This window comes from Pseudomonas sp. F220, assembly GCF_057813935.1.
Genome location: NZ_JBVASJ010000017.1, coordinates 84,650 through 106,714 on the forward strand (window position 1 = coordinate 84,650; position 22,065 = coordinate 106,714).

Annotated in this window: 18 protein-coding genes and 2 pseudogenes; 11 read left to right on the forward strand and 9 right to left on the reverse strand. The window is 58.1% G+C overall.

Going from position 1 to position 22,065, the window contains the following annotated elements; all coding sequences use genetic code 11:
- Positions 1-119 precede the first annotated feature (119 nt).
- A complete protein-coding gene (locus tag ACZYSM_RS16525) occupies positions 120-2,396 on the forward strand; it encodes a TonB-dependent receptor (protein ID WP_489072530.1) in 2,277 nt (758 codons plus the stop codon).
- Positions 2,397-2,718: 322 nt separating this feature from the next.
- Here ACZYSM_RS16525 and ACZYSM_RS16530 read toward each other — a convergent pair whose 3' ends face one another.
- A complete protein-coding gene (locus ACZYSM_RS16530; protein ID WP_489072531.1) occupies positions 2,719-3,747 on the reverse strand; it encodes an amino acid ABC transporter substrate-binding protein in 1,029 nt (342 codons plus the stop codon).
- A 226-nt stretch (positions 3,748-3,973) separates the two neighbouring features.
- Between ACZYSM_RS16530 and ACZYSM_RS16535 the strand changes: the two genes are divergently transcribed.
- Positions 3,974-4,831: a LysR family transcriptional regulator gene (locus tag ACZYSM_RS16535; protein ID WP_489072574.1), complete on the forward strand. Its 858-nt coding sequence runs from the start codon at positions 3,974-3,976 to the stop codon at positions 4,829-4,831.
- Positions 4,832-5,319: 488 nt separating this feature from the next.
- Here ACZYSM_RS16535 and ACZYSM_RS16540 read toward each other — a convergent pair whose 3' ends face one another.
- Positions 5,320-5,733: a VOC family protein gene (locus ACZYSM_RS16540; protein ID WP_489072532.1), complete on the reverse strand. Its 414-nt coding sequence runs from the start codon at positions 5,731-5,733 to the stop codon at positions 5,320-5,322.
- A gap of 307 nt (positions 5,734-6,040) precedes the next feature.
- On the opposite strand from ACZYSM_RS16540, the gene ACZYSM_RS16545 reads away from it, so the two are divergent.
- The 3 genes from ACZYSM_RS16545 to ACZYSM_RS16555 all read left to right on the forward strand — a co-directional run bounded on the left by ACZYSM_RS16545 (position 6,041) and on the right by ACZYSM_RS16555 (position 10,892).
- On the forward strand, positions 6,041-7,852 hold the full coding sequence (locus ACZYSM_RS16545) for an ABC transporter ATP-binding protein (protein WP_489072533.1): 1,812 nt from the start codon (positions 6,041-6,043) through the stop codon (positions 7,850-7,852).
- A gap of 547 nt (positions 7,853-8,399) precedes the next feature.
- Positions 8,400-9,626, forward strand: a complete 1,227-nt coding sequence (locus tag ACZYSM_RS16550; RefSeq protein ID WP_489072534.1) for an RtcB family protein — start codon at positions 8,400-8,402, stop codon at positions 9,624-9,626.
- A 240-nt stretch (positions 9,627-9,866) separates the two neighbouring features.
- Positions 9,867-10,892 carry a GlxA family transcriptional regulator gene (locus tag ACZYSM_RS16555; RefSeq protein ID WP_489072535.1) on the forward strand — a complete coding sequence of 342 codons (1,026 nt, stop codon included), beginning with the start codon at positions 9,867-9,869 and terminating at the stop codon, positions 10,890-10,892.
- Between the two features lie 63 nt (positions 10,893-10,955).
- Here ACZYSM_RS16555 and ACZYSM_RS16560 read toward each other — a convergent pair whose 3' ends face one another.
- The 3 genes from ACZYSM_RS16560 to ACZYSM_RS16570 all read right to left on the reverse strand — a co-directional run bounded on the left by ACZYSM_RS16560 (position 10,956) and on the right by ACZYSM_RS16570 (position 13,680).
- Positions 10,956-12,257 (reverse strand): MFS transporter, encoded by a 1,302-nt coding sequence (locus tag ACZYSM_RS16560; protein ID WP_489072536.1) that lies wholly within the window; start codon positions 12,255-12,257, stop codon positions 10,956-10,958.
- An 87-nt stretch (positions 12,258-12,344) separates the two neighbouring features.
- A complete protein-coding gene (locus tag ACZYSM_RS16565) occupies positions 12,345-13,286 on the reverse strand; it encodes an NAD(P)-dependent oxidoreductase (protein ID WP_489072537.1) in 942 nt (313 codons plus the stop codon).
- A gap of 67 nt (positions 13,287-13,353) precedes the next feature.
- Entirely contained in the window at positions 13,354-13,680 is a 327-nt protein-coding gene (locus ACZYSM_RS16570; RefSeq protein ID WP_489072538.1) for a RidA family protein, read from the reverse strand.
- A 316-nt stretch (positions 13,681-13,996) separates the two neighbouring features.
- On the opposite strand from ACZYSM_RS16570, the gene ACZYSM_RS16575 reads away from it, so the two are divergent.
- The 3 genes from ACZYSM_RS16575 to ACZYSM_RS16585 all read left to right on the forward strand — a co-directional run bounded on the left by ACZYSM_RS16575 (position 13,997) and on the right by ACZYSM_RS16585 (position 16,841).
- Complete coding sequence (locus tag ACZYSM_RS16575) at positions 13,997-15,403, forward strand: NAD(P)/FAD-dependent oxidoreductase (protein WP_489072539.1); 1,407 nt, start codon at positions 13,997-13,999, stop codon at positions 15,401-15,403.
- 10 nt (positions 15,404-15,413) lie between these two features.
- On the forward strand, positions 15,414-15,761 hold the full coding sequence (locus ACZYSM_RS16580; RefSeq protein WP_489072541.1) for a cupin domain-containing protein: 348 nt from the start codon (positions 15,414-15,416) through the stop codon (positions 15,759-15,761).
- Between the two features lie 180 nt (positions 15,762-15,941).
- Positions 15,942-16,841 (forward strand): helix-turn-helix domain-containing protein, encoded by a 900-nt coding sequence (locus ACZYSM_RS16585; RefSeq protein WP_489072543.1) that lies wholly within the window; start codon positions 15,942-15,944, stop codon positions 16,839-16,841.
- Positions 16,842-16,891: 50 nt separating this feature from the next.
- Here ACZYSM_RS16585 and ACZYSM_RS16590 read toward each other — a convergent pair whose 3' ends face one another.
- The 3 genes from ACZYSM_RS16590 to ACZYSM_RS16600 all read right to left on the reverse strand — a co-directional run bounded on the left by ACZYSM_RS16590 (position 16,892) and on the right by ACZYSM_RS16600 (position 20,085).
- Positions 16,892-18,322, reverse strand: coding sequence for a purine-cytosine permease family protein (locus ACZYSM_RS16590; RefSeq protein WP_489072545.1), 1,431 nt, complete (start codon positions 18,320-18,322; stop codon positions 16,892-16,894).
- Positions 18,319-18,474, reverse strand: a complete 156-nt coding sequence (locus tag ACZYSM_RS16595; protein WP_489072547.1) for a hypothetical protein — start codon at positions 18,472-18,474, stop codon at positions 18,319-18,321. The genes ACZYSM_RS16590 and ACZYSM_RS16595 overlap by 4 nt, the downstream gene beginning before the upstream one ends.
- 99 nt (positions 18,475-18,573) lie before the next feature.
- Positions 18,574-20,085: an aldehyde dehydrogenase family protein gene (locus ACZYSM_RS16600; protein WP_489072549.1), complete on the reverse strand. Its 1,512-nt coding sequence runs from the start codon at positions 20,083-20,085 to the stop codon at positions 18,574-18,576.
- Positions 20,086-20,780: 695 nt separating this feature from the next.
- Here ACZYSM_RS16600 and ACZYSM_RS16605 point away from each other — a divergent pair.
- Positions 20,781-21,047 carry a hypothetical protein gene (locus ACZYSM_RS16605; RefSeq protein ID WP_489072551.1) on the forward strand — a complete coding sequence of 89 codons (267 nt, stop codon included), beginning with the start codon at positions 20,781-20,783 and terminating at the stop codon, positions 21,045-21,047.
- A 98-nt stretch (positions 21,048-21,145) separates the two neighbouring features.
- Here ACZYSM_RS16605 and ACZYSM_RS16610 read toward each other — a convergent pair.
- A pseudogene (locus ACZYSM_RS16610) lies at positions 21,146-21,327 on the reverse strand (phage integrase Arm DNA-binding domain-containing protein); the annotation flags it as partial.
- Between the two features lie 35 nt (positions 21,328-21,362).
- On the opposite strand from ACZYSM_RS16610, the gene ACZYSM_RS16615 reads away from it, so the two are divergent.
- A complete protein-coding gene (locus ACZYSM_RS16615; protein WP_489072553.1) occupies positions 21,363-21,536 on the forward strand; it encodes a hypothetical protein in 174 nt (57 codons plus the stop codon).
- A 204-nt stretch (positions 21,537-21,740) separates the two neighbouring features.
- Positions 21,741-22,033: pseudogene (locus ACZYSM_RS16620) on the forward strand (hypothetical protein); the annotation flags it as partial.
- Between the last annotated feature and the right edge of the window lie 32 nt (positions 22,034-22,065).

Sequence of the window (22,065 nt, forward strand, 5' to 3'; positions counted from 1 at the left end):
ACCCTTTTTGTAAAAAATCCCCAAATGCTAATCATTGTCATTTTCATTGAGGGTTTCGCGTTCTGGTTCGGAAAACCTAGTGAATACATTCCAACTCTCCGAATCGAAAGGAATTCAGCATGTCGGAACGCTGTCGCCAACATCGCGCCACCCCTGATTCACAGCAGGCTGCGCAACGCCCTTTTTCGTTTACCTTGAATCGCACATTCACTGCCGTACAGGTGGCGCTGTTGCTGGGTTTGACCGGTGGCTCCATGGCCGTGGTCGCTGCGCAACCTCCTGAACAGTCGACGCAGTCCCGGACGGGCACTGGCGAAGGCAGCCTGGTACTGTCTGAAACGACGGTGGAGGGCAGCATGGACGCCGCCGGGGATCTGCCGCCAGCTTATGCGGGAGGGCAGGTCGCCTCCGGCAGCCGCGTCGGGCTGTTGGGCAACAAGGACTTCATGGAAACGCCGTTCAACACCATCAGTTACACGGACGAGTTCATTCAGAACCGCCAGGCGCAGGATATCGGTTCAGTGATCGGCGCGACCGACCCTTCGGTGTATGTGCCCAGCAAGCGCAGCAACTTTGAAACCTTCTTCATTCGTGGTTTTAACAGCACGGCCGATGACATCACCTTCAACGGGCTGGTTGGCATGGCGCCGAACATGCGCGGTTCAACCGAGCTGGCCGAGCGTGTGGAGGTGCTCAAAGGCCCCTCCGCGCTGCTCAACGGCATGCCACCCAGCGGCAGCGTGGGAGGCAGCATCAACCTGGTGCCCAAGCGTGCAGGCGATGAGCCGCTGGCACGTCTGACCACCACCTATGAATCCCGTGGCCTGGGCGGCGTGCATGCGGACGTGGGTCAACGCTTCGGTGATCAGAAGCAGTTTGGTGTGCGCTTCAACGGTGTTTACCGTGATGGTGATACGGCGGTGGACGACCAGCAGCACAAAATGGCGCTGTCCGCCTTCGGACTGGATTGGCGTGGCGAGCGCGCCCGGCTGTCGGCCGATATCTACAAGCAGCGTGAGCGCATGGATGGCGTCAACTACTTCGGTATCAGCACCATTGCCAGTGGCGTGACGCACTTGCCGAGCCCCAAGAAAGGCGATTATTCCCTGGCACCGGATTGGGCCTACACCATCAACAACACGACAACCGCGATGGTGAGGGGCGAATACGACCTGACGGATTCGATCACGGCCTATGCGGCCCTGGGGCAGCGCGACGGTGGCTATAACGCCGTGATGACCATGGACACGCTGCTCAATAACGCCGGTGACATCAGTGCCACGGCGATTCGCTCAATCAGGGATGGCACGCAAAAATCGGGTGAGGTCGGCCTGAAGGGCTACTTCCAGACGGGGCCGGTGGATCATGCCTGGACGGTAGCCGCGACCCGCTTCACTTCGGACAACAGCTTCAAGGATGGCAGGTCCGCGATTCCCGGTACCACCAACTATAACAATCTGCAGTTCGGACCCCCTCCGACCTTTAACGGCTTTGGCGTTACCACGTCGCAAACCAAGGCCGAGTTAGGCAGTTACGCCATTGCCGATACCCTGTCCTTTGCCGAGGGGCGTGTGCAGTGGACGGTGGGGGCTCGCCGCCAAAACGTGCAAAGCACTAACTACGGGGCTACGGGCGCCAAGACATCGAAATATGACGAAAGCCGGGTTTCACCCGCTACCGCGTTGATAGTCAAGGTGACTGACGAAGTCGCGGTCTACGCCAACTACATCGAAGGTTTGAGTCAAGGAGCTGCGGCACCTACCACCGCGTTGAACGCCGGCGAAATGATGCAACCGTTCCAGACCAAGCAATACGAAGTCGGTACCAAAATGGACCTGGGCAGTTTCGCCACAACCGTTAGCCTGTTCCAGATCGAGAAGCCCAGCGCTTTTACCGATCCTGCGACGAATATCTTCGGCGTATACGGCGAACAGCGTAACCGTGGCGTGGAATGGTCGTTCTTCGGTGAACTGCAACCGCAACTGCGCCTCATGGGCGGGGCTTCCTATACTCAGGCTGAGCTGACCAAGGCAGTCAGCGGCGGCACCGAAGGTAAACAAGTCACGGGCGTGCCCAAGGTGATCGCCAAGCTGGGCACCGAATACGACCTCATCGATGTTCCCGGGCTGACCCTGACCGGTAACGTCAATCATACGGGTAAGCAATACGCGACCAACGATCATCGTGTGTCGCTGTCGCCCTACACCACATTCGACCTCGGTACCCGTTATGCCTTCAAGGTGGCGACCAAGCCAGTGACCTTGCGCGCTACCGTCGAGAACGTCGCCAACAAGGCGTACTGGTTAGGCTCCTGGAGTGGCGGTGATGGCAGCGGACTCTCCGGTGGCCTGGGCGCGCCACGCACATTGCTGCTCTCGGGTACGGTGGATTTCTGACGGCCTATAAGCCAAAAAAACATGGGCGGTTATGAAGCAAATCGTGCGACGTTCGCCCATGCCGATGGGACTATTACTTCGCGCATTTCAATACGCCGAGCAGTAAATCCGTTGTAGGCCCAAGACACTGCGGCTTGGATGAGCAAAGCGTCTGCTCCATGCCAGACACTCCCGCAACCTGATGGATATTGCATGAGGATATCAGTCGGCAGCTCGTAGCCGGATAGGCACCCTGTGAAAGCTTAGTGGGCGTTCACAGGGTGGGGCGGGGTAACCATTTCATTACTGGATCGGCTGTGTTTACAGATCGTATTTCAACAGTTCAGCGCACCGGCGGTGCGTACTGAATCCCGCCGTTATTCCACAAGGCGTTGAGGCCGCGCTTGATCTTCAGCACGCTGCCCTGGCCGATGTTGCGCTCAAACACTTCGCTGTAGTTGCCGACCTGTTTGACTATCTGCACCACCCAGTCCTTGCGCAGCTTCAAGTCCTTGCCGTATTCGCCATCGGCACCCAGCAACCGTGCGACATCCGGGTTCTTGGTGCTCTTGGCCTGCTCTTCGACGTTCTGCGAGGTGATGCCCATTTCCTCGGCGTTGAGCATGGCAAACAGGGTCCACTTGACGATGCTGAACCACTCCTCGTCGCCCTTGCGCACCAGCGGTCCGAGCGGCTCCTTGGAGATGATTTCCGGCAGCACCACGAACTCGTCAGGGTGGGCCATTTTGATCCGCTGGGCGTAAAGGCCCGACTGGTCGGTGGTCAGCACATCGCAACGACCGGCCTCCAGGCCCTTGGCGCTTTCATCGGCGGTGTCGAAGGTGATGGGGGTGTATTTGAGGTTATTGGCGCGAAAGTAATCCGATACGTTGAGTTCGGTGGTGGTGCCAGCCTGGATGCAGATGGTCGCACCGTCCAGTTCCTTGGCGCTGCTCACCCCCAGTTTGCTGTTCACCAGAAAGCCAATCCCGTCGTAATAGGTCACACCGGTAAACACCAGGCCCATGCCGGCGTCCCGGGAACTGGTCCAGGTGGTGTTGCGGGAAATCAGGTCGATCTCCCCCGACTGCAACGCGGTGAAGCGCTCTTTGGCGGTCAACTGGCTGAACTTCACTTTCGACGCATCGCCAAACAGCGCGGCGGCCACCGCGTGGCAAACATCGACGTCGATCCCGGTCATTTTGCCCTGAGCATTCGGCACGCCGAACCCCGGTAGGCCATCGCTGACACCGCACTGGATAAAGCCCTTTTTGGTAATGGCATCCAGCGTCGCCCCCGCTTGAGCGGTAACGGTCACACCCAACAGGGCGGTGGCGGCCAGCAGGGCCAGGGTGGATTTCATGTTCTTCATGCCAACGACTCCCTAGTGTTTCTTGTTATTCGACGCACATGTCGCGCGCTCGCACGCGCCCGATAGTGGACGAAATCCTTGATGCCGGTCAGTTTTAGTGGTTTTTTAGCCGTCCAACAAACGACCTTTCGGCAAGCGCTCCTTCCGATTTGGAATGAACTGCCCCTGGCACCGCATCCGCTCCCCTTTAGGTGGCCTCGTGTTTACAAAACGTTTAACGCCGTCGATGACCGCCCTGCAGTGCTTCGAAGCGGCCGCTCGCCACCTCAGTTTCACCCGCGCCGCCCAAGAGTTGCACCTGACCCAAAGCGCCGTCAGCAAGCAGGTGGCGCAGCTGGAGGAAATGCTCTGCCACAACCTCTTCGAGCGAGTGCGCCAGCGCCTGCACCTGTCACCGGCCGGCGCCTTGTACCTGGCCGAAGTGCACAAAATCCTCAACCAGGTGGACATCTCCAGCCGCTACATCCTCAGCTACGGCGGCGAAACCGAAGTCCTGCGCATCGCCACCCAGCCGACCTTCGGCGACCGCTGGCTGGTGCCCAAGCTCAAGGACTTCGCAGCGCTGCACCCGCACATTCACTTGGACGTGCGCACCGATCTGGAGCCTTTCGACGTGTTGCAGGCCAAGGCTGATATCGCGTTTTTCTACGGCCAGGGCTCCTGGCCGGGTGCGACCTGCATTGAATTGTTCAGTGAAGATGTGGTGCCGGTCTGCGCCCCGGGGTTCGTCGCCAGCACCGAAGTCGCCCCCTCCGAACACATCTTGCTGCAATGCACCTCCCGCCCTGAGGCCTGGCATGCATGGCTTCTGGAACAGGGTCTGCATTCGCAAAACAGCTACCACGGCCCACGTTTCGACACGTTTTACATGTGCATTCGCGCCGCCCAGTCGGGGTACGGCGTGGCGCTGGTGCCCCGGTACATGGTGAGCGACGAACTGACCCGGGGCAGCCTGGTCATTCCCTGGGATTACGCCATGCCCAGCGCCGGCGCACACTTCATCGCCCATGCCGAGCATGCGGGGGAAGTGCCCAAGGTGAAGGCGTTTTTGCGGTGGGTGGTCACGTACATCACGCCTGCCTAGGACTCCCGTAGCTCTATGTGGGAACGTGTGTGTTCCAGCGAACATTGCACATCCCGATTTTTTATAATGACCCGCACACTTTATTAAGTGTGCGGTACGGACCTGCCCCCGGCTTGGATAACCGCCTCCACGCCTTGGGTTGATCCAGCATGCGCAGCGAAACCATCAGTCAGTCGATCTCCATCGTTCACCCCATTCGCCTGCATCATGGCAAAAAATGCTGAGGTCTGGGACGGCTAGGCCTGGGTGCCGACACAGGGCTGGTGTGGTTTTTAATACCGCTCATTCACAGTGTTGGCCATGAGCAGTCTTCGCTCTGTCATGGCCGGTTACATTTCGCTTGATGTCACCGTACAAAGCCACCTGCACAACGGTACCCCGGACAGACTGCCAGGATGGGGTGTGCAGTCGCGTATAGGTCTTCGGGTCTTTGTTAAATGGAATAAGCTGCCCCACCTTTACCCCTTATCGAATGGCTGAAACCAGGTTCACTGATCCTTTTCACAATTGATCATCCACGACACCCCGAAGCGATCAACCAGCATTCCGAAACGCGCCGCCCAGAAGGTGGCTTCCAGCGGCATTTGAATGCTGCCTTTGTCCGCTAGCGCTGCGAAGACGCGTTCTGCCTCGGCAACGCTGTCGACATTCAGCGAGACCGAACAACCGCTCATGCCGTTAGTGGGGCGGTCGGGTGTGGTGTCCGAGCCCATGATTGCCTGATCGCCGACCAGCAGGCGGGTATGCATGATCAGGTTGTGACTGTTTGCTGGAACATGCTCGCGAGCCGGGCTTTCGCCAAAGGTCATCATGAGTTCGATCTTGCCTGGCAGGCATTGGGCGTAGAAGGTGAAGGCGGCTTGGCAATCGCCATTGAAGATCAGGTAGGGATTGATTTTCATGTTCTGCTCCCGGCAATGGTGGATGTCGGCTGGAGGTTCGGTTTGTCCTCGAATTCCGATGGGCGTTGACCCCAAGTAGCTAAGCGCTAAAACGCGGCGGGTGGTTGTATTTTTTTAGATTTTTTTTCTATGGAATAGGTGGGACTTATCGCCCCACTTAAGCACTCACGCGCTAGTGTGCTCATTGAGGCTGATCCAGCACATGCAGCCTGCACAGCCCGCTGTCGAGCTGAAGTACCATGGCGCATTGTCATGATTAACGAACCCGACACACCCATCTCCCATCCTCCGCCGAGTTCATCGTCCTATGCCTGTTCTTAACCGTTTCGCCTCGTTGCTCGACCAGGCGAGGCGTGCCTTGTTGCTGGTCTGGGGAACGTCACGCGGGCTGTTTCTGGGGCTGGTGCTGGCAACGCTGATTGCCGGTGTGCTTCCGGCGTTGGCGGCGTGGTTGGGGCAGCGCATCGTCGACGCGGTGGTGACCGCCATGCAGTTGCACGCCCAGCAGGGCAGCGCACCGTTGTGGCCCGCTGTGCGGTATGTGCTGTTTGAAGCCGGTGTGCTCGCGTTACTGTCCGGGACCCAGCGCGCGCTCTCGGTCCAGCAGTCGTTGTTGCGGGTGCAGTTGGGGCAGAAGGTCAACACCATGATTCTGGAGAAGGCTCAGACCTTGTCCTTGGTGCAGTTTGAGAACTCTGAGTTTTACGACAAGTTGGTCCGGGTGCGGCGCGAAGCCTCGACCCGACCATTGGCGCTGGTGATCAAGTCGCTGGGGCTGATCCAGAACCTGATAGTGCTGATCAGCTTTGGCTTGTTGCTGGTGCATTTTTCGCCCTGGGCGCTCGTGCTGCTGGTGGTCGGTGCGTTACCGGTGTTTTTCGCCGAGGCACATTTCTCCGGCGATGCTTTTCGTCTCTTCACCCGTCGCGCGCCGGAGAGTCGCCAGCAGAATTACATCGAGACACTGCTCTCCCACGAGGGCTACATCAAAGAGGTCAAGTTGTTCGGTTTTGCGCCGCTGCTGTTGAAGCGCTACAGAGACACGTTCGCTCGTCTCTACGCCGAAGACCGGCGCCTGACCCTGCGCCGGGATGGCTGGGGATTTGTGCTCGGGCTGCTGGGTACGGGAGCGTTTTATCTGGCCTATGCCTGGGTGGTGGTCGATACCGTCCATGGCAACATCAGCCTAGGGCAGATGACCATGTACCTGGTGCTGTTCAAGCAGGGGCAGATTGCTGTAAGCAGCAGCCTGAGCGCCATCAGCGGTCTGTATGAAGACGGGCTTTACCTGTCGAGCCTTTATGAGTACCTGGCCGAACCGGTGGTGGTGGATACCGGTAGCCTGACCGTGGGTAGCGTGCCCGGTGATGGGGTGCGTTTCGAGAATGTAGGTTTCCGCTATCCGGGGGCGAGTCGAGCCGCTCTGGAGGGCATCAACCTGCACCTTGTACCGGGTCGCAGTGTGGCACTGGTGGGTGAGAACGGTTCGGGCAAGACCACACTCATCAAGTTGCTGACCCGTTTGTATCGCCCCGATCAGGGTCGCATTCTGCTGGACGGCAGCGATTTGCAGGGGTGGGAAGAGGATGCGCTGCGTCGGCGCATCGGCGTCATCTTCCAGGATTACATTCGCTATCAGTTCTCCGTGGGCGAGAACATCGGTGTGGGCGACACTTTGGCCTTTGACGATGAAAAGCGCTGGCATGAAGCTGCCGCCGAGGGCATGGCCGCACCCTTCATCGAACATCTGGATCGGGGGTATGCCACTCAATTGGGACGATGGTTTGCCGGTGGGCAGGAACTGTCTGGCGGGCAATGGCAGAAGATCGCCTTGTCCCGTGCCTACATGCGCCGCAACGCCGATATCCTGATTCTGGATGAGCCGACCTCGGCGCTTGACCCAGCGGCGGAAGCCGCGGTATTTGAGCATTTCAGCCAGCACACCCAAGGCCGCATGACCTTGCTGATTTCTCACCGGTTCTCCAGCGTGCGCAATGCGGATCACATCATCGTGCTGGACCAGGGCGCGATCCTGGAGCGGGGCGATCACGACAGCCTGGTAGCGGCTGGCGGGCGTTATGCGCAGTTGTTTGACTTGCAGGCACGGGGTTATCGATAAACCAGGAGCTTCATGAGGCCCCTGGGCCAATCACGGTCAGGGCATTTGCGGCAGCTCATGAAGCTGCAAATCGAACACCAGTACTTCGGCATCCACGCCGTTGCCTTCCTGGGAGTTCATGCAACGGATGCTGGCTTGCGAAATGTAGTGTTCTAATGAAACCGGACACTCATTCGGCCCCATCAATTCAACGATGGGCTTGCCCCAATGCCGATAAGTTAAGGAGTTTCAGGTTCAACGCATTCCCCACGTAGCAGCTGCCGAAGGCTGCGTCCGGCCGCGAAGCGGTCGCAAATAGGCGATATGCGATCTTCCTGAAAGGACGACGTTTGCCATTTTGCGAGCGCTACGGTCGGACGCGACCCCGGCTCGAACGCAGCCTTCGGCAGCTGCTACGGTTCGCATAACGACTTAACTTACCTTCATTTGGGCTTACCCCGGCGCTGTCATCGGCTCGCTAAACTTGTAGAACACGGTGCATGTTTCACCCGCCGTTGCCGCCATCCGAAGCATCCCGCGCGGACGGCCATCAGGAAAGAACCGAGTCATGCAACAACACAGCTATCAATTACTGGAAGTCGCCCACGGCAAGCCGATCAAGCTCTGGACCCAAGGCGTTCCGGTTGAAGCAGACGCCAGACAGCAGTTGATGAACACCGCAAAGATGCCGTTCATCTTCAAGCATCTGGCTGTTATGCCAGACGTTCACCTGGGTAAGGGATCGACCATTGGCAGCGTGATTCCCACCGTGGGCGCGATCATTCCGGCAGCGGTCGGAGTGGACATCGGCTGCGGGATGATCGCTGCCTGCACCTCGCTGACAGTCACCGACCTGCCGAACAACCTGCACGGCCTGCGCTGTGCGATCGAGAAGGCCGTGCCCCATGGCCGCACCTCCGGGCGTGCCGCGCAGGACAAGGGCGCCTGGGATAACGTGCCGCGCCAGGTCGATAAAGCGTGGTCGGCACTGGATACCCGGTTCAAGGCCATCACCGACAAATACCCGAAGCTTGCGAACACCAACAACCGCAAGCACCTGGGAACGCTGGGAACTGGCAATCACTTCATCGAGGTTTGCCTGGACGAAGCGAATCGGGTCTGGTTCATGCTGCACAGCGGCTCGCGCGGCGTGGGGAACGCCATCGGCAATCAATTCATCGAACTGGCCAAAACCGACATGCGTCAGCATATCGCCAACTTGCCGGACCGTGACCTGGCCTACTTTGTAGAAGGTAGTCGACATTTTGCGGACTACGTCGAAGCCGTCGGCTGGGCCCAGGACTTTGCCCGGCAGAACCGTGCACTGATGATGCAGTCGGTGATTCTTGCGGTGCGTCAGGTGATCGGAAAACCGTTCGAGGCCGCACTGCAGGTGGTGAACTGTCATCACAACTATGTGCAGAAAGAGCGACATTTCGGTGAGGAAATCCTGGTGACCCGCAAGGGTGCGCTGTCAGCGAAGAAGGGCGAGTTGGGCATCATCCCCGGCTCCATGGGCGCCAAGAGCTTCATCGTCCGTGGGCTGGGGAACGAGGAATCGTTCTGCTCCTGCAGTCATGGCGCCGGCCGTACCATGAGCCGTACCCAGGCGAAAAAACGCTTCACCGTCGAAGACCAGATCCGCGCAACCGCCCATGTCGAGTGCCGCAAGGACGTAGCGGTCATCGACGAAATCCCGATGGCCTACAAGGACATCGATCAGGTCATGCACGCCCAGCGCGAACTGGTGGAGGTGCTCCATACGCTGCGCCAGGTGGTGTGCGTCAAGGGATAGCAAGAGACAAGGAAGAACAGCTTCGATTCATGGATTCTCAGGTGGGGAGAACCAGCTCGAGCAGCAGTTGCAGCTCTTCGCGCGCGCAGGGTACGATCCCGTTGACACGGGCAGGGCAGCGGCCCTTGTCGGAACCGGGTAAGTGATGCATCCCACTCGCTACCGCCATCACAGGTTGTCCGAATAGACCATTAATCAGCAGCCTGCTGGCATGCTCCGGGTGCTTCTGGAATAAATAGCGTGAAGACTCAGAGCAGTTTCGAAACCCCAGATGACGCCCTTGCGCAGACGACCCCCAAACCTGATCTGCGGGTTGCGTTCGTGCTCTTCGAACAATTCACCCTGACACCGGTTGCCGGCTTCGTCGACTCACTGCGCTTCGCCGCAGACCGCTCCTTCGACAGTCGACAGATTTTCTGTCAGTGGGACTGGTTAAGCGTGAGTGGCGAACCCGTGACGGCTAGCTGCGGGCTGCCGATAGCACCGACCAGAAGCCTCGACCCCGAGGCCAACTACGACTACGTGGTACTGGCGGGCGGCCTGCTTTCGGGGGTGCTCAGTCCAGCGCCGGAACTGCTTACCTACATCCTCCACATGCATGCGCGAAAGGTTCCGATTATCGCGCTCTGTGCTTCCTACTTCACCCTTGGCATTGCCGGTCTGCTCAAGGGGCGGCGCTGTGCGGTGCACTTCACGGTGCGCAATGAGTTTGCAGCGATGTTCCCTGACACCCAGATTGTCGTCGATAAGAGTTATGTCGAAGACAATGGTTTGTTTACTTGCCCAGGCGGAACCGCCTTTGAACTGGCAGCGGAGATTATCAGCCGTCACTGCGGCAAACGCCGAGCCCAAAAAGGGCTGGAGTACCTGTTGGTTGACGATGAGGAGATCGAGCGCAGCGACGAAATTGGCGTGCCTCATGTCTATCAGGATCTGTTGGTGCAGCGCGCCGTCGACTATATGAAGGTCCATCTCGACAGTCACTGCACACTCAAGGACCTCGCTGCCAGCCTGGGTAGCAGCGAGCGCCAGTTGCATCGCGCGTTCATGCTCAATGCCAATCAGCCTCCTGCGCAGTATTGGCGAAAATTGCGTTTGCAGCAGGCGCGCAAGTTGCTCAGCGACACAAGCCTGCATGTTACGCAGATCGCCTACGCCACCGGATTTTCAGACGCTTCTCACTTCATCCAGCAGTTCCGCAAGTGTTACGGCGAAACACCTCATCTATTCCGCAAATTGCGCCACCAGGCCGAGCGGTTGGTCTAGCCAGTAAGCCAATGGCTCGCAATCGCAGCGTGGCACTGCGATTGTGAGCCGCGATAGCAGGATTCAGCGCAGATAGCGCGGATTCGTTTCCGGAGCCCATCGTTGGCAGACCAGCGCACCGATGACTAACGCCGCCACGCACGCACCGATGGCCGCTGAGGCGCCGAAGCGCTCCATTACCACTGGCAGGAGGAAGGTGCAGGAGGCGGCGCCGATACGGCTGGCTGCGACTGATAGGCCTACCCCGGATGCGCGTAACTCAGTGGGGAACAACTCTGAGGTATAGGCGAACTCCAGTACACCTGAAGCCGCCATGACGAACGCGAATACGGCGAATACGCCCACCACATAAACCGCAGGCATGCCGCTCCAGGTCGCCAGTATGAACAGTGCAACAGCGTTGATGCTGAAGGTGCCGATCAGGAATGCCCTGCGCGTCAGCAGGTTGATCAGCATCAGCCCGACGACTGAACCCGCGAGCAGGAAGATGTTGTAGATCAGGCCGCCGGTGTAACTGTCTTCCACCTTCAGCGCCGTGAATATGCGCGGGATGAAAGTGCTCATGGCAAAGTAGGGAATGACCTGGCAGGTATAGAACACTGCGCCGACCAAGGTGTTGCGACGATACTTGCGACTGAACAGCTGACTCCAGGAGGCTTTCGCCACATCCCGCTCGATCGTGGGCAACTCGCCTCCGCCGAGGCGCTCGATCACCTCGCGAGCTTCTCGTTGGCGGCCCTTTTTCATCAGCCACAGCGGCGACTCCGGCGTGCCTTGTCGAACGAGGAATATCAGCAGGGAAGGTACTGCGCTGCTGAACAGTATCCAGCGCCATGCATCATCACCCAGTGCTTGCAGCAGGTAGCCGATGACATAGGAGATCGTGAAGCCGAGCGTCCAGGCAACGGCCATCAGTGCAAGCAACGGCCCCCTGAAACGCTGTGGCACCAGCTCTGCAACCAGGGACACGCCGACCACAAAATCGGAGCCCAGCGCAAAACCCAGCAGGAGCCTCAATACCAGCAGTTGCGATGCATCCTGGGCGTAGAACTGGGCCACAGAAACGACGCAGAACAGTGCCATGTTCCAACGGTAAATGTGCTTCCTGCCAAAGCGGTCCGCCAACGGCCCGGTCAATAAGCTCCCGAGGAACAAGCCAATCAGCGCGGCGCCGCCGAGCAGGCCAAGCCACAGGGCGTCCAATCCCAACGGTAGGGTCGCCAGGCTGATGGCAATGCCGATGATGCCAAGCACGTAGCCGTCGCAGAACTGGCCACCGACTCCGCCAATGGCGGCCTTGATGTGCAAAGGGCGAATGGGGGACTCATCAAAAGAGCGGGTACTCGATATATCGACGTTTTGCATGGCAATAACCTACCTATTCTTTTTGTATTTATTGGATTAGGGGCTTTCAGGGGGGAACGAATGATCGGCATGACGTCGTAGTCGGGCTTAATGACCGGCTACGAACGCCGTGACGTTGTCCAGCGCGGCATCCATCAGTCCCTGCATGGCCTCAGCGCTGCTCCAGGCGACATGCGGGTTGAGAATCAGGTTGTGGCTGGCCGCCAGGTGCAGCAGTGGCTCATCGAGGCTGATCGGTTCATTGGCCACGACATCGAGCGCCGCACCGGCAATCTGGCCGTTCTGCAAGGCCCATATCAGGTCGGGTTCGTGAATAACGGCGCCACGTGCGGTGTTGATCAGCACGGCATCGTTTTTCATCCACTCGAACTGTTTGCGGCCTATCAAGTGCCGGGTCTGCGCCGTGAGCGGGCAGTTAATCGACACCACATCGCTGTTTGCGAGCAACTGTTCCAGCGGTAGGTAGCGTTCGCCAAGGTAGTGGCCATCGCGATCGTGGAAGTAAACCTCCATCTCCAGCCGCGTGGCCAGTTCCGCCAGCCGCTGGGCGATGGCGCCATGGCCGATGATGCCCAGCACCTTGCCGCGCAGGTCTCGGATGGGATAGTCGAAATAGGCATTGCTCAGGGTTCTGCCCTGCTCGCGAACACTCATCAGCAATTGGTGATAGCGGCCGACGTTGCGCATCAAAGCGAAGATCATCGCCAGTGCGTGCTCAGCCACCGCATGGGTGCCGTAGCCCGGCACGTTACTGACATGGATGCCGCGCTGGTGGCAGTAGTCGAGGTCCACCACGTCGGTGCCAGTCATCGCCAGCGAGATCATCTGCAGTGACGGCAGTTGCTCCAGTTGTTGCACCGACAATGGCACGCCGCTGGAAATGGCGATGGTCGCGTTAGCCAAGCGGGGGACCATGGTCTGTGGCGGGGTGTAGCCATATTGGGTCCAGCGATGAGGGAACGGCAGTTCGTTGATCACCACGCTCTCGGCGAAACCGTCACGGTCCAGCAATACGACGTCATGCAGCATGGACACCTCCTGGGGCATCTATTGTTTTTTGGGGGGCAGTGGGGAAGGGCGCTGCACGCGTTGCGGCTTAGAAGATTGCCGAGGCCTGGATTTCCAGGAGGTAGCGGCTATCGGCCAACTCTGCACCAACACAGGCTCGGACAGGCGGGTTGGCGCTATCAACCCAGGCGTCGTAGACCTCGTTCATGGCGCCGAAGTTGCCCATGCTAGAGAGCCAGATTTGCACTCGGGTCAGACGCGATTTGTCCACCTGTGCCATTGCAAGAATGTCCTCCAGTTGCTGCAGGACATCGTGAGTCTGCGCGGAAATTCCCTGGCTTAAGTCGCGAGCGACGATTCCAGACGTCTCGATCTTTCCATCGCAGATGACACATTGGCTATAGCGTGCACTCATGCCTAATCGTTCTATTTTCACGCCGACCTCTCTTCTTGTTGCTCTGATGGCTGCGCGGCCACAGTGGCTGGCCTTGGCACAAAGTGTGTGGGCAGCCGCGATGAGTGAGCTAGGAAGAAAATGACGATAAACAGGAGAAATCGGCAATTTTAATAAATTATTAAAAAATTTACTGCCAGTAAAAATAATGTTGTTTTTTTAGATTCGTCGAGATAGCTTCGTATTCAGTCATTTCACCCTGCGCAAGGTAGCGCGTACTCGCAACAGGTTTGCCGTTCGAGACGGACCCAACAATAAATTAGAACGAGACGTGCGAATGAAATTTCCTGTCACCCCACCGTTAAAACGAAGCTTTTGGTTGCAGTCCGTGGAGCCGGCGCTTCAACCTTCTCCCTCGCTTCATGGCGTGCATTCGGCCGACATCGTTATTGTGGGTGGAGGATTTGTCGGGTTGTGGACTGCCCTCACCATCAAAGAGCATGAGCCGGACTGCCGAGTCATTGTTTTGGAGCAGGACGTTTGTGGTGGCGGGGCATCAGGCCGTAATGGTGGTTTCGTGATGTCTTGGTGGCCCAAGATCAAGTCTCTGACTTCATTCTGTTCCACTGAACAGGCGGCCTTTTTGGCACACAGTGCAGAGCGTGCGATTTCTGAACTGGGCGAGTTTTGCGAACGTCATAAGCTGGAAGCATCGTTCAAGCAGAAAGGTTGGCTTTGGACCGCAACCTGTCCTGCGCACGTTGATTCCTGGAGCGCGACGCTTGAAGCCTGTGAGCGATTGGGTGCCAAGCCATTCGAGCGCTTATCTCGTAGAGAGGTCGCGCGGCGTACCGGCTCGGATGTTCATCTGGCCGGCGTGCTGGAACGTAGTAATGCCACCGTTCAGCCAGCAGCTCTTGTGCGTGGCATGCGCAAAGTGGCGATAGAGGCTGGCGTTGAAATATTCGAAAACAGCGGGGTTACAGACATTCACCCTGGGCATCCGGCCCGGATTCACACTGCCAATGGCCGGGTCGATGCGAGAAATGTTGTCCTTGCAACCAATGCCTGGTCATCGGCGATACCTGAGTTAGCGAAGCTGTTTGTCCCGGTCGGGAGTTCCATTGTGGTCACACAACCGATCGCCAAACGCCTGGTCAATATGGGGTGGAGCGGGGCTGAAGCGATAACCGATTCACAGCTAATGGTTGACTACTATCGGACCACCCCGGATGGACGGATTGCCTTTGGTAAAGGTACCGGGTCTCTTTCCTATGGCTCAAAAATGGGCAAGGTATTCAGCGAAGACCTGGACGGTATCGGTCTTACCGAAGCGGACCTGCGTCGCACTTACCCGATGCTGAACGATGTAGCCGTTACACACTCCTGGTCAGGTCCCATTGACCGTACCTACGACAGCCTTCCTGTGTTCAACAACCTGAACGGTAGCGACAACATTCATTATGGGATTGGCTGGAGTGGAAACGGGGTAGGGCCTAGCCGCATTGGTGGCCGCATCCTCGCCAGCCTGGCGCTTGGCAGAAAGGATGAATGGAGTGGATGTGCTCTGGTTGCAAGGCGCTGTAAGACATTCCCGCCCGAGCCGGTGCGTTTCATTGGCGGCTCCATGGTTCGCAAGTCAGTTATCCGCAAGGAGCGGGCTGAAATTAGCGGCAACAAAGCCAACAGGCTGGATGTGATGATGGCCAAGTTTGCTCCTGCTGGTCTTGAAGACAAATCCTGAGGAATTCTATATGACCCCTATTTTGATCCGCCTCCAGAATGACGCTCAATTTTCCGTCCCGGTCCCCGCCGGCAAACCTGTCGGAGAGACGATTCCGATGACGCGTACCGCGCTAGACCAGGAGGTTGCATCGCAGAATGTATCAACCGGAATCTGGGAGTGCACGCCAGGCCGTTTGAGGCGTCAGATCATGCAGGCTGAGTACAGTTATTTTATCGAAGGCAAGGGGGTATTCACCCCGGACGATGGTGATCCCATAGCGTTCCAGGCAGGTGATGCGATCTACTTTGCACCTGATACCCATGGTATTTGGGAGGTCACCGAAACAGTACGCAAGACCTATCTGATTCTGGGGTAATCGATTTCATCTTGACCGAGCGCCAAGCCTTGCGTTCCGGCAACAGGCGTCGCGCTTTTGCACTTTACCTCTATCCTTGTTTTCTACTAGAAGATCGTTGCGTCGGTTGCCTTCCGAATAAGCTGGCAGGCATCTGGCGTACCGTCTCTGAGCCAGAAAAAAATAATAAGAGGCGAGGCCATGTTCCGCAAAAATCCGCATCCCGATGCGCTTTCACCGCAAGCCTGGGCAGCCTTCATGCCCACCCCCGCGCAACTCTCCAGCGACGAGAGCGGTTGGGCGTCGATCACCGCACGTCGTCACCAGCATCCGCCCAGCGGGCATGTTCAGCCACCGCCCCTCGCGGCTCACTTCATCGTGATCCACCTCGACACCCCTGGCGATCTTGGTGTGCGGTTGAATGGCCAATGGCTGCGCGGGTACAGCCGCCCGGGACAAATTTCCATCATGTCTGCCAACCAGGAAAATGCGTGGGAGTGGACGTCGGCCATCGACTCCCTACATGTCTGTCTTGACCCCTCGGTGCTGCAGCGCACTGCACGCGAGATCGACATGGGAGCCTTTGAACTGGTGGATGGGATAGGCCTGGAGAACAAGGCGATCTACAACATCGGCTTGGGTCTTCTCGATGAGTTGCGCGGCGAAAAACCGGGTTCGCGTGCCTATGTTCAAGCACTGACCCAGACCTTCTGCCTGGAGTTGCTACGTGGGCATTGCAACCGCCAACCCGATGAACCGGACGAGCGTCTGGCGCTTTCACCGCACAAGCTGAAAGCCGCGCTGGACTTCGTCGAACGCAATCTGGCGCAGAATATTTCAGTAGAAGACATCGCCTTGGCGACCAAAACCAGCCATTTCCATTTCGCCCATACCTTCCGTAAGGCCATGGGCATTTCGCCTTACCACTACCTGCTGCAACGACGTATCGAGCGAGCCAAACTCCTGCTGAAGGAAACCGACGCATCGATCTGCGATGTGGCGCTGGCGACCGGCTTTTCCAGCCAGAGCCATTTCACGGCCTGCTTCCACAGAACGAGCCAGGAAACCCCTCGGCGCTTTCGTGAGCGGGCAGATGACTGAACCTGCGCAGATAAATCCCGGAGCATGGGCTGCATGCTCCGGGCAGGTATCTACCGATAACCACCTTTGCCCGCTGGCCGGACCCATAGGTGGGTGACGACGCAGTACACCAGTCCAGCGATCAGTACCGAGGGCAATGAGGCTGTGGTGAATGCATAGGGACCATGACTTTCATACGTCAACGGATCGAGCAATCCAACATAGGTGGTGCAGCCGGCAATCATCGCCAGCAGTGCCGCGGGGTTGAATCCACCCCAGAAGCGATAGGGGCTGTCCGGCCGATTGTCGAACAGCACTCGCACGCTGACGCGACGTTGCCGCATGAGGTAGTAATCGGCGATCTGAATCCCGCAGAGCGGCGCAAAACCTACGCCAATGAAGGCGAGGAAGGTGCCGAAATGGGCGAAGAACAGCTCCGGAATAAGCAGGCCGACCAAGGCCACTGGCAGGAGGGTGATCAACAGAATCGCTGGCCAGGACACGGTTTCCAGCGCTTTGAAATGCCGCAACCCAATCGCCGATGCATACACCCCGGCCACGGCCGTCCCCAGGTTGGCGGCTGCCACGAACAACAAGGCGACGATCCCGTAGGCAGGCCCACCAATGGTGCGTAACCACTCGGCTGGATCGGAAACCTGCAGCACCAGAACTCCGGCGATACCGATCAGGCTCAGCGCCGGTACCGGGGCCGACATGCCCAGCATGATCGGCAGTGCAGCTGTTCGCCCCTTCGGCGCCATCCGCACCATCGCCCCAATGTAGGGCCACCAGGACAGCAACGAGGCGATGCCGATCTCAACGCCCGTGGTGTAATTCCACAGCCGGTCCGGTGATGCGGCCGCCGGCACTGCGCTGGAGAGCTCGTCCCAGCGCTCGCTGACGATGATGTAGAGCACCCAGAACCCGACTAACACATGGACGACGAGAATCCTCGCGACCCGATCGACTCCGCGCGAACCCTTCAAGAGAAAGCAAAATACCAACGAGCACGCCAGCAGAATCGTCAACGGCACCAGCAAGACGCTTTTACCGTCCTCAATCCAGCCAAGCGCCAAGAGCAATTGCGTGGTCGACTTGGCGAAGAAAATCAACAGCTGGGAGTTCCAGCCGACAATCGAGATGAACTGCATGGCACTGACCAGCACCCAACCTCGATTGCCGAACTGCGGCTTGGCCGAGGCAATGGAGTCGACGCCGAAGCGCATGCACACCGGCACCACTGCCAGGGCAACCAGCAGCATGCCGATCATGCATCCCGCCGTGAGGGAAATGGCACCTTGGGCGAAGGGAAGGTAAGCCCCGACATAGCCGCCAATCAGATAGCACCATGTCGCGGCAGCGGCGGTGGCCAGTGAAATGCCAAGTTTCCAGCTACCCCAGGTGCGTTCGTGACGCAGCAGCGGCAAGGCGCTCTTGTCTGCTTCGATATCGCTGCTCGAATCCGCGGTCGAGCCGTCCAGCGTCGATAAGTGCTCGTTCATACATACCACCCCACGATCAGTGCGATTGCCGGCAGAAATACTCCGAGCAAGAGCAGCCAGAACCAACTCGTCGCATCGAAGTCTTCGCCTTGCTCCGCCGGGTTCTCCAGCAGTTGCAGACGTCTTTCCAGTTCGCCAGTTTGTTGTTGCATTTTTTTGGCCCTCACCAGAGATACATTCGAGAATTACCCGCCGCCCAGAGGAGAGCAGCGGGGTGGTGGACCTCCTACAAGAGGAAGCCGAAATGGTGTTCAGCGCTGCCCTGGAAATGCATCTTCATCGCGGAACGGGAACCACCAGAAGTCCTGCGCCGAGGCGGCAGGATCCATCATCACGAACTTGCTGTGACGGAAGTTATCCAGTCCCTCGGCCCCCAGTTGACGCCCCATACCCGACTGTTTACGGCCACCAAATGGTCCGGCATCGTTATCCAGCAGGGGCGCATTCACCCAGACCATGCCCGCCTGCAGTTCATGGGTGGCGCGCATGCTCTCTTCCAGCCTGGTGGTGTAGATCGTCGACCCCAACCCATAGCGCGAATCGTTCGACAGTGCCAGGGCCTCATCAAGGCTCGCCACCTTGCAGATGGGGGCCACTGGCCCGAAGCTCTCGTCGTGCATGATATCCAGCGTCGAAGCAATGTCGGTCAGCACCGTGGCGTCAGCGAACCAGCCCTTCTCAAGTCCTCGCGGGCGACCACCTCCCGCACCGACTCGTGCACCCTGTTCGATGGCTCGATGAAGAATCCGCTCGTAACGTTCGCGCTGCCCTTGTGAGGCCAGCGGTCCCATATCGACCTTGTCCAGACCATTGCCGACCCGGATATGCCGGGCGTGGTGGATCAAACGCTCGACGAACGCGTCGTAGACCGCCTCGTGCACATAGAAACGCTCCGAGGAAGCACACACCTGGCCGCAGTTGAGGTAGGCACCGAAGGCCGCGCCACGGGCGGCGATATCGATCGGGGCTGACGGCATGACAATGAACGGGTCGTTGCCCGAGGTTTCGATCAAGGTGCGCTTGTACATCCCAGCGCATTCCCGGGCGATGCTGCGCCCCGTCTCGATCCCGCCGGTAAACGCCACCATGTGCGTACCCGCATGCCGAACCAGTTGCTGGCCGACCTCGGCGCCGCCGGTCAATACCTGAACCAGCCCCTGACCCAAGCCGGCGAAGGCCTGGACAAACTGCAAGGTGGTCAGCGAGGTCAACTCTGACGGCTTGATGATGACCGCGTTGCCGGCCACCAGCGCCGCTGCGGCCTGCCAGCAAAGTAGGCAGAGCGGATAGTTGAAGGGCAGGATCAGTACCACCACGCCCAGCGGCTCCTTCAGCGAGAAGTTGAACTGCCCGTCCACCACCGGACCCGCTACCCGTCCGATCTCATGCCGGCCCAGTTCCGCGTAGTAATCCACTGCCGTAGCCGACCAGGAGGCTTCGTCGAAGGACTCTTTGTAGGTCTTGCCAATCTCACGGGTGAGCATCTCTGCGAGCAGCGGGCGCTGCCGGCGGATTTCGGCGGCGACTTCGTGCATCGCTTCGGCACGGTGCAGGGCATTACTGCGGTTCCAGCGTTGCTGCGCTTGATTGGCGATATCGATCGCGTGGTTCACCTCTTCCCGAGAGGCATCACAGAGTTGACCAATACGCTGCTCGGTCGCCGGGTCGAGCACGTCGTAACTTGAGGGGCTCGTGCCAGCCTGCAATTCACCATTGATCCAATGACAGCCGCTGAGACGGGCAAACAGTTCGAGAGCATTCATGGGGGGAGGCTTTTCCTTCAGACGATGGATTGGCGCATCCCGCAGACGCCCAGGCAATGTTGCCTGACGGTGCGCTGCGGGTGCATTGATGCGACCTCAGGCTATGCCCCGTGCCATCTCCCGTTCTTTCAGGTTCCTGCTGCTTTTTATGCAATCCTGCGAATTGTTTTCCCCCGAGTTACTCCTGGTTGAATCGCTCATGCCAGCCAGCAGGGCTTATCCAGCCTGTTGCTGTTGGCCCGTGGCCTGGGCAGCAAGCATCAATTTAACAGGGAGTTGGTGTCGGGTTTTGTAGGGGTAAGCCCAGTCACTCAATAACTGACTGTCGCCCATTGCGGAGTCGCCAAAGTGTGTAAAAAATTCGTAATATCGTCTACATCTCTCATGCGCCGTACCAGTTATGAAATAACTCAGAAAGTCAGCGTTTCGCTAACTTAACAAAGCGGATGCGCCGGCGTGGTGTGGGCAGAGTGGGGCTAATCTCCGATGTCTGCTTTTAGGTATTAATGATTGTTATAAAAGGTCGGAAACACATGTCGGTGTTCGTCTGAGTGTTATCAATGAGTTGTGTTGATCAGAAAGTGCCGGCGTTAGAATACGTCGAATACGTATATCGAATAAAGTGTAGTGTCATGATGGCGGATGTATGTCTTTAGCGGAAAGATGACTTCACGAAGCGAAGGAGTATACGTTTTTTGGACGCCTTTAAGATGACGGGCGTCGTGGGTATCAAACAACGTAAAGCTGCAAAGAAACTCCCTGTCTGGCTAGGGCGCTTGAGAATCAGCAGCGCTTATCAAGTGACCCATGTGCTGCTTGATCAGATGCACGCTGCGGAAAGCTTAATCGCGACCTGCGCGTCGAGGCACAAGCCAGCCTTGCTGGAGGCACTGGTGGAGGAAGAGCTGGCGATGGATCTCGCGAGTTATTCGGTGGCTGTTGTCGAGGGTCGATTGAGGTAATTTCTGGGTCGCTGAGCGTGATATCTACTGGGCTCGCTTTCGGTGTCGGAAACGCTTGGAGAATGGTAAATCGGCGTCCCCTTTTCTTAGTTTCCTTTTCCACTCATGAACTCCAGGTTGAACTGTTTGGCGGCGTCGATCGCTTTGATTCGATCTGCGCCGAACTGGAACCACATGCCCCGTCGGTGGGCCGACAGTAGCGATAGGTTGAGCGCTGTGCGTCGAAGTACAAATTCTGCGAAAGGTTTTTGTTCGCAGTGTTGCGCGGCCGTGGCGCCATTATGCGGCTCCTTTCATCAGTATCGGATGGATCGTATGAGCGAGCCAAGAGGTGAGTACACCCACGCGCCGGCTGATGGTCGAGGACGCCGACGGGCACTGCTGGATTGCGTAGAGGTTGATTACGCAATCTATGCCGACACTCAGATTGGCCTGGTGGTCGCATCATTCGATGTCACTGCGCATTGTGCCTGGCGCAATCATTGTTGACTCGTTCCCCGCATGGGGTGTCGTCGCTGTGAAGCCAAATGGGGGGTTAATGGCCTTTAGTGGATGTGCCGCCCGGCGCGAGTAGATCACCAGAGAATGATGAGGTTGAGTTATGACCGAGCAGTACAGCTCTTTGGAAAGCCTGCTGATCCAGACGCTGGTAGAGGAGCAGGTTGAGCAAGATCCTGATGCCATGCCCCGACCTACATGGAGGGTGGCGTGCACAAGATCGGCATTCGCCGATTGGACGGCACGTTATCCGATCCCTACGAAGCCGCCCTGGTAGACGACAACCACGTCAGGGCTATTGAACTGGACTCACGCCAGATACAAATTGGATGTTGGAGCCGCCGCATGCCCTGTTCGGCCCTGCGAGCAAGTGGGCCTACCCGATGCTGGTAACCAGTTCCAACCCATCGAACGATAATATGGCGATGAGGGATATGCCCTACGACGCGTGCGTGTACACCTACGACGATCAGCACCCACCCATTTGAATCCATCATAGAAGGCTTGGTCACGATGGTTA

Excerpts from the sequence above, each read along its gene's own strand:
- ACZYSM_RS16570 (WP_489072538.1), bottom strand. The coding sequence starts at position 13,680 with ATGAGTGCACGCTATAGCCAATGTGTCATCTGCGATGGAAAGATCGAG.
- ACZYSM_RS16575 (WP_489072539.1), top strand. The coding sequence starts at position 13,997 with ATGAAATTTCCTGTCACCCCACCGTTAAAACGAAGCTTTTGGTTGCAG.
- ACZYSM_RS16580 (WP_489072541.1), top strand. The coding sequence starts at position 15,414 with ATGACCCCTATTTTGATCCGCCTCCAGAATGACGCTCAATTTTCCGTC.
- ACZYSM_RS16560 (WP_489072536.1), bottom strand. The coding sequence starts at position 12,257 with ATGCAAAACGTCGATATATCGAGTACCCGCTCTTTTGATGAGTCCCCC.
- ACZYSM_RS16585 (WP_489072543.1), top strand. The coding sequence starts at position 15,942 with ATGTTCCGCAAAAATCCGCATCCCGATGCGCTTTCACCGCAAGCCTGG.
- ACZYSM_RS16565 (WP_489072537.1), bottom strand. The coding sequence starts at position 13,286 with ATGCTGCATGACGTCGTATTGCTGGACCGTGACGGTTTCGCCGAGAGC.
- ACZYSM_RS16615 (WP_489072553.1), top strand. The coding sequence starts at position 21,363 with ATGAGCGAGCCAAGAGGTGAGTACACCCACGCGCCGGCTGATGGTCGA.
- ACZYSM_RS16545 (WP_489072533.1), top strand. The coding sequence starts at position 6,041 with ATGCCTGTTCTTAACCGTTTCGCCTCGTTGCTCGACCAGGCGAGGCGT.
- ACZYSM_RS16550 (WP_489072534.1), top strand. The coding sequence starts at position 8,400 with ATGCAACAACACAGCTATCAATTACTGGAAGTCGCCCACGGCAAGCCG.
- ACZYSM_RS16595 (WP_489072547.1), bottom strand. The coding sequence starts at position 18,474 with ATGCAACAACAAACTGGCGAACTGGAAAGACGTCTGCAACTGCTGGAG.
- ACZYSM_RS16540 (WP_489072532.1), bottom strand. The coding sequence starts at position 5,733 with ATGAAAATCAATCCCTACCTGATCTTCAATGGCGATTGCCAAGCCGCC.
- ACZYSM_RS16590 (WP_489072545.1), bottom strand. The coding sequence starts at position 18,322 with ATGAACGAGCACTTATCGACGCTGGACGGCTCGACCGCGGATTCGAGC.
- ACZYSM_RS16600 (WP_489072549.1), bottom strand. The coding sequence starts at position 20,085 with ATGAATGCTCTCGAACTGTTTGCCCGTCTCAGCGGCTGTCATTGGATC.
- ACZYSM_RS16525 (WP_489072530.1), top strand. The coding sequence starts at position 120 with ATGTCGGAACGCTGTCGCCAACATCGCGCCACCCCTGATTCACAGCAG.
- ACZYSM_RS16535 (WP_489072574.1), top strand. The coding sequence starts at position 3,974 with ATGACCGCCCTGCAGTGCTTCGAAGCGGCCGCTCGCCACCTCAGTTTC.
- ACZYSM_RS16530 (WP_489072531.1), bottom strand. The coding sequence starts at position 3,747 with ATGAAGAACATGAAATCCACCCTGGCCCTGCTGGCCGCCACCGCCCTG.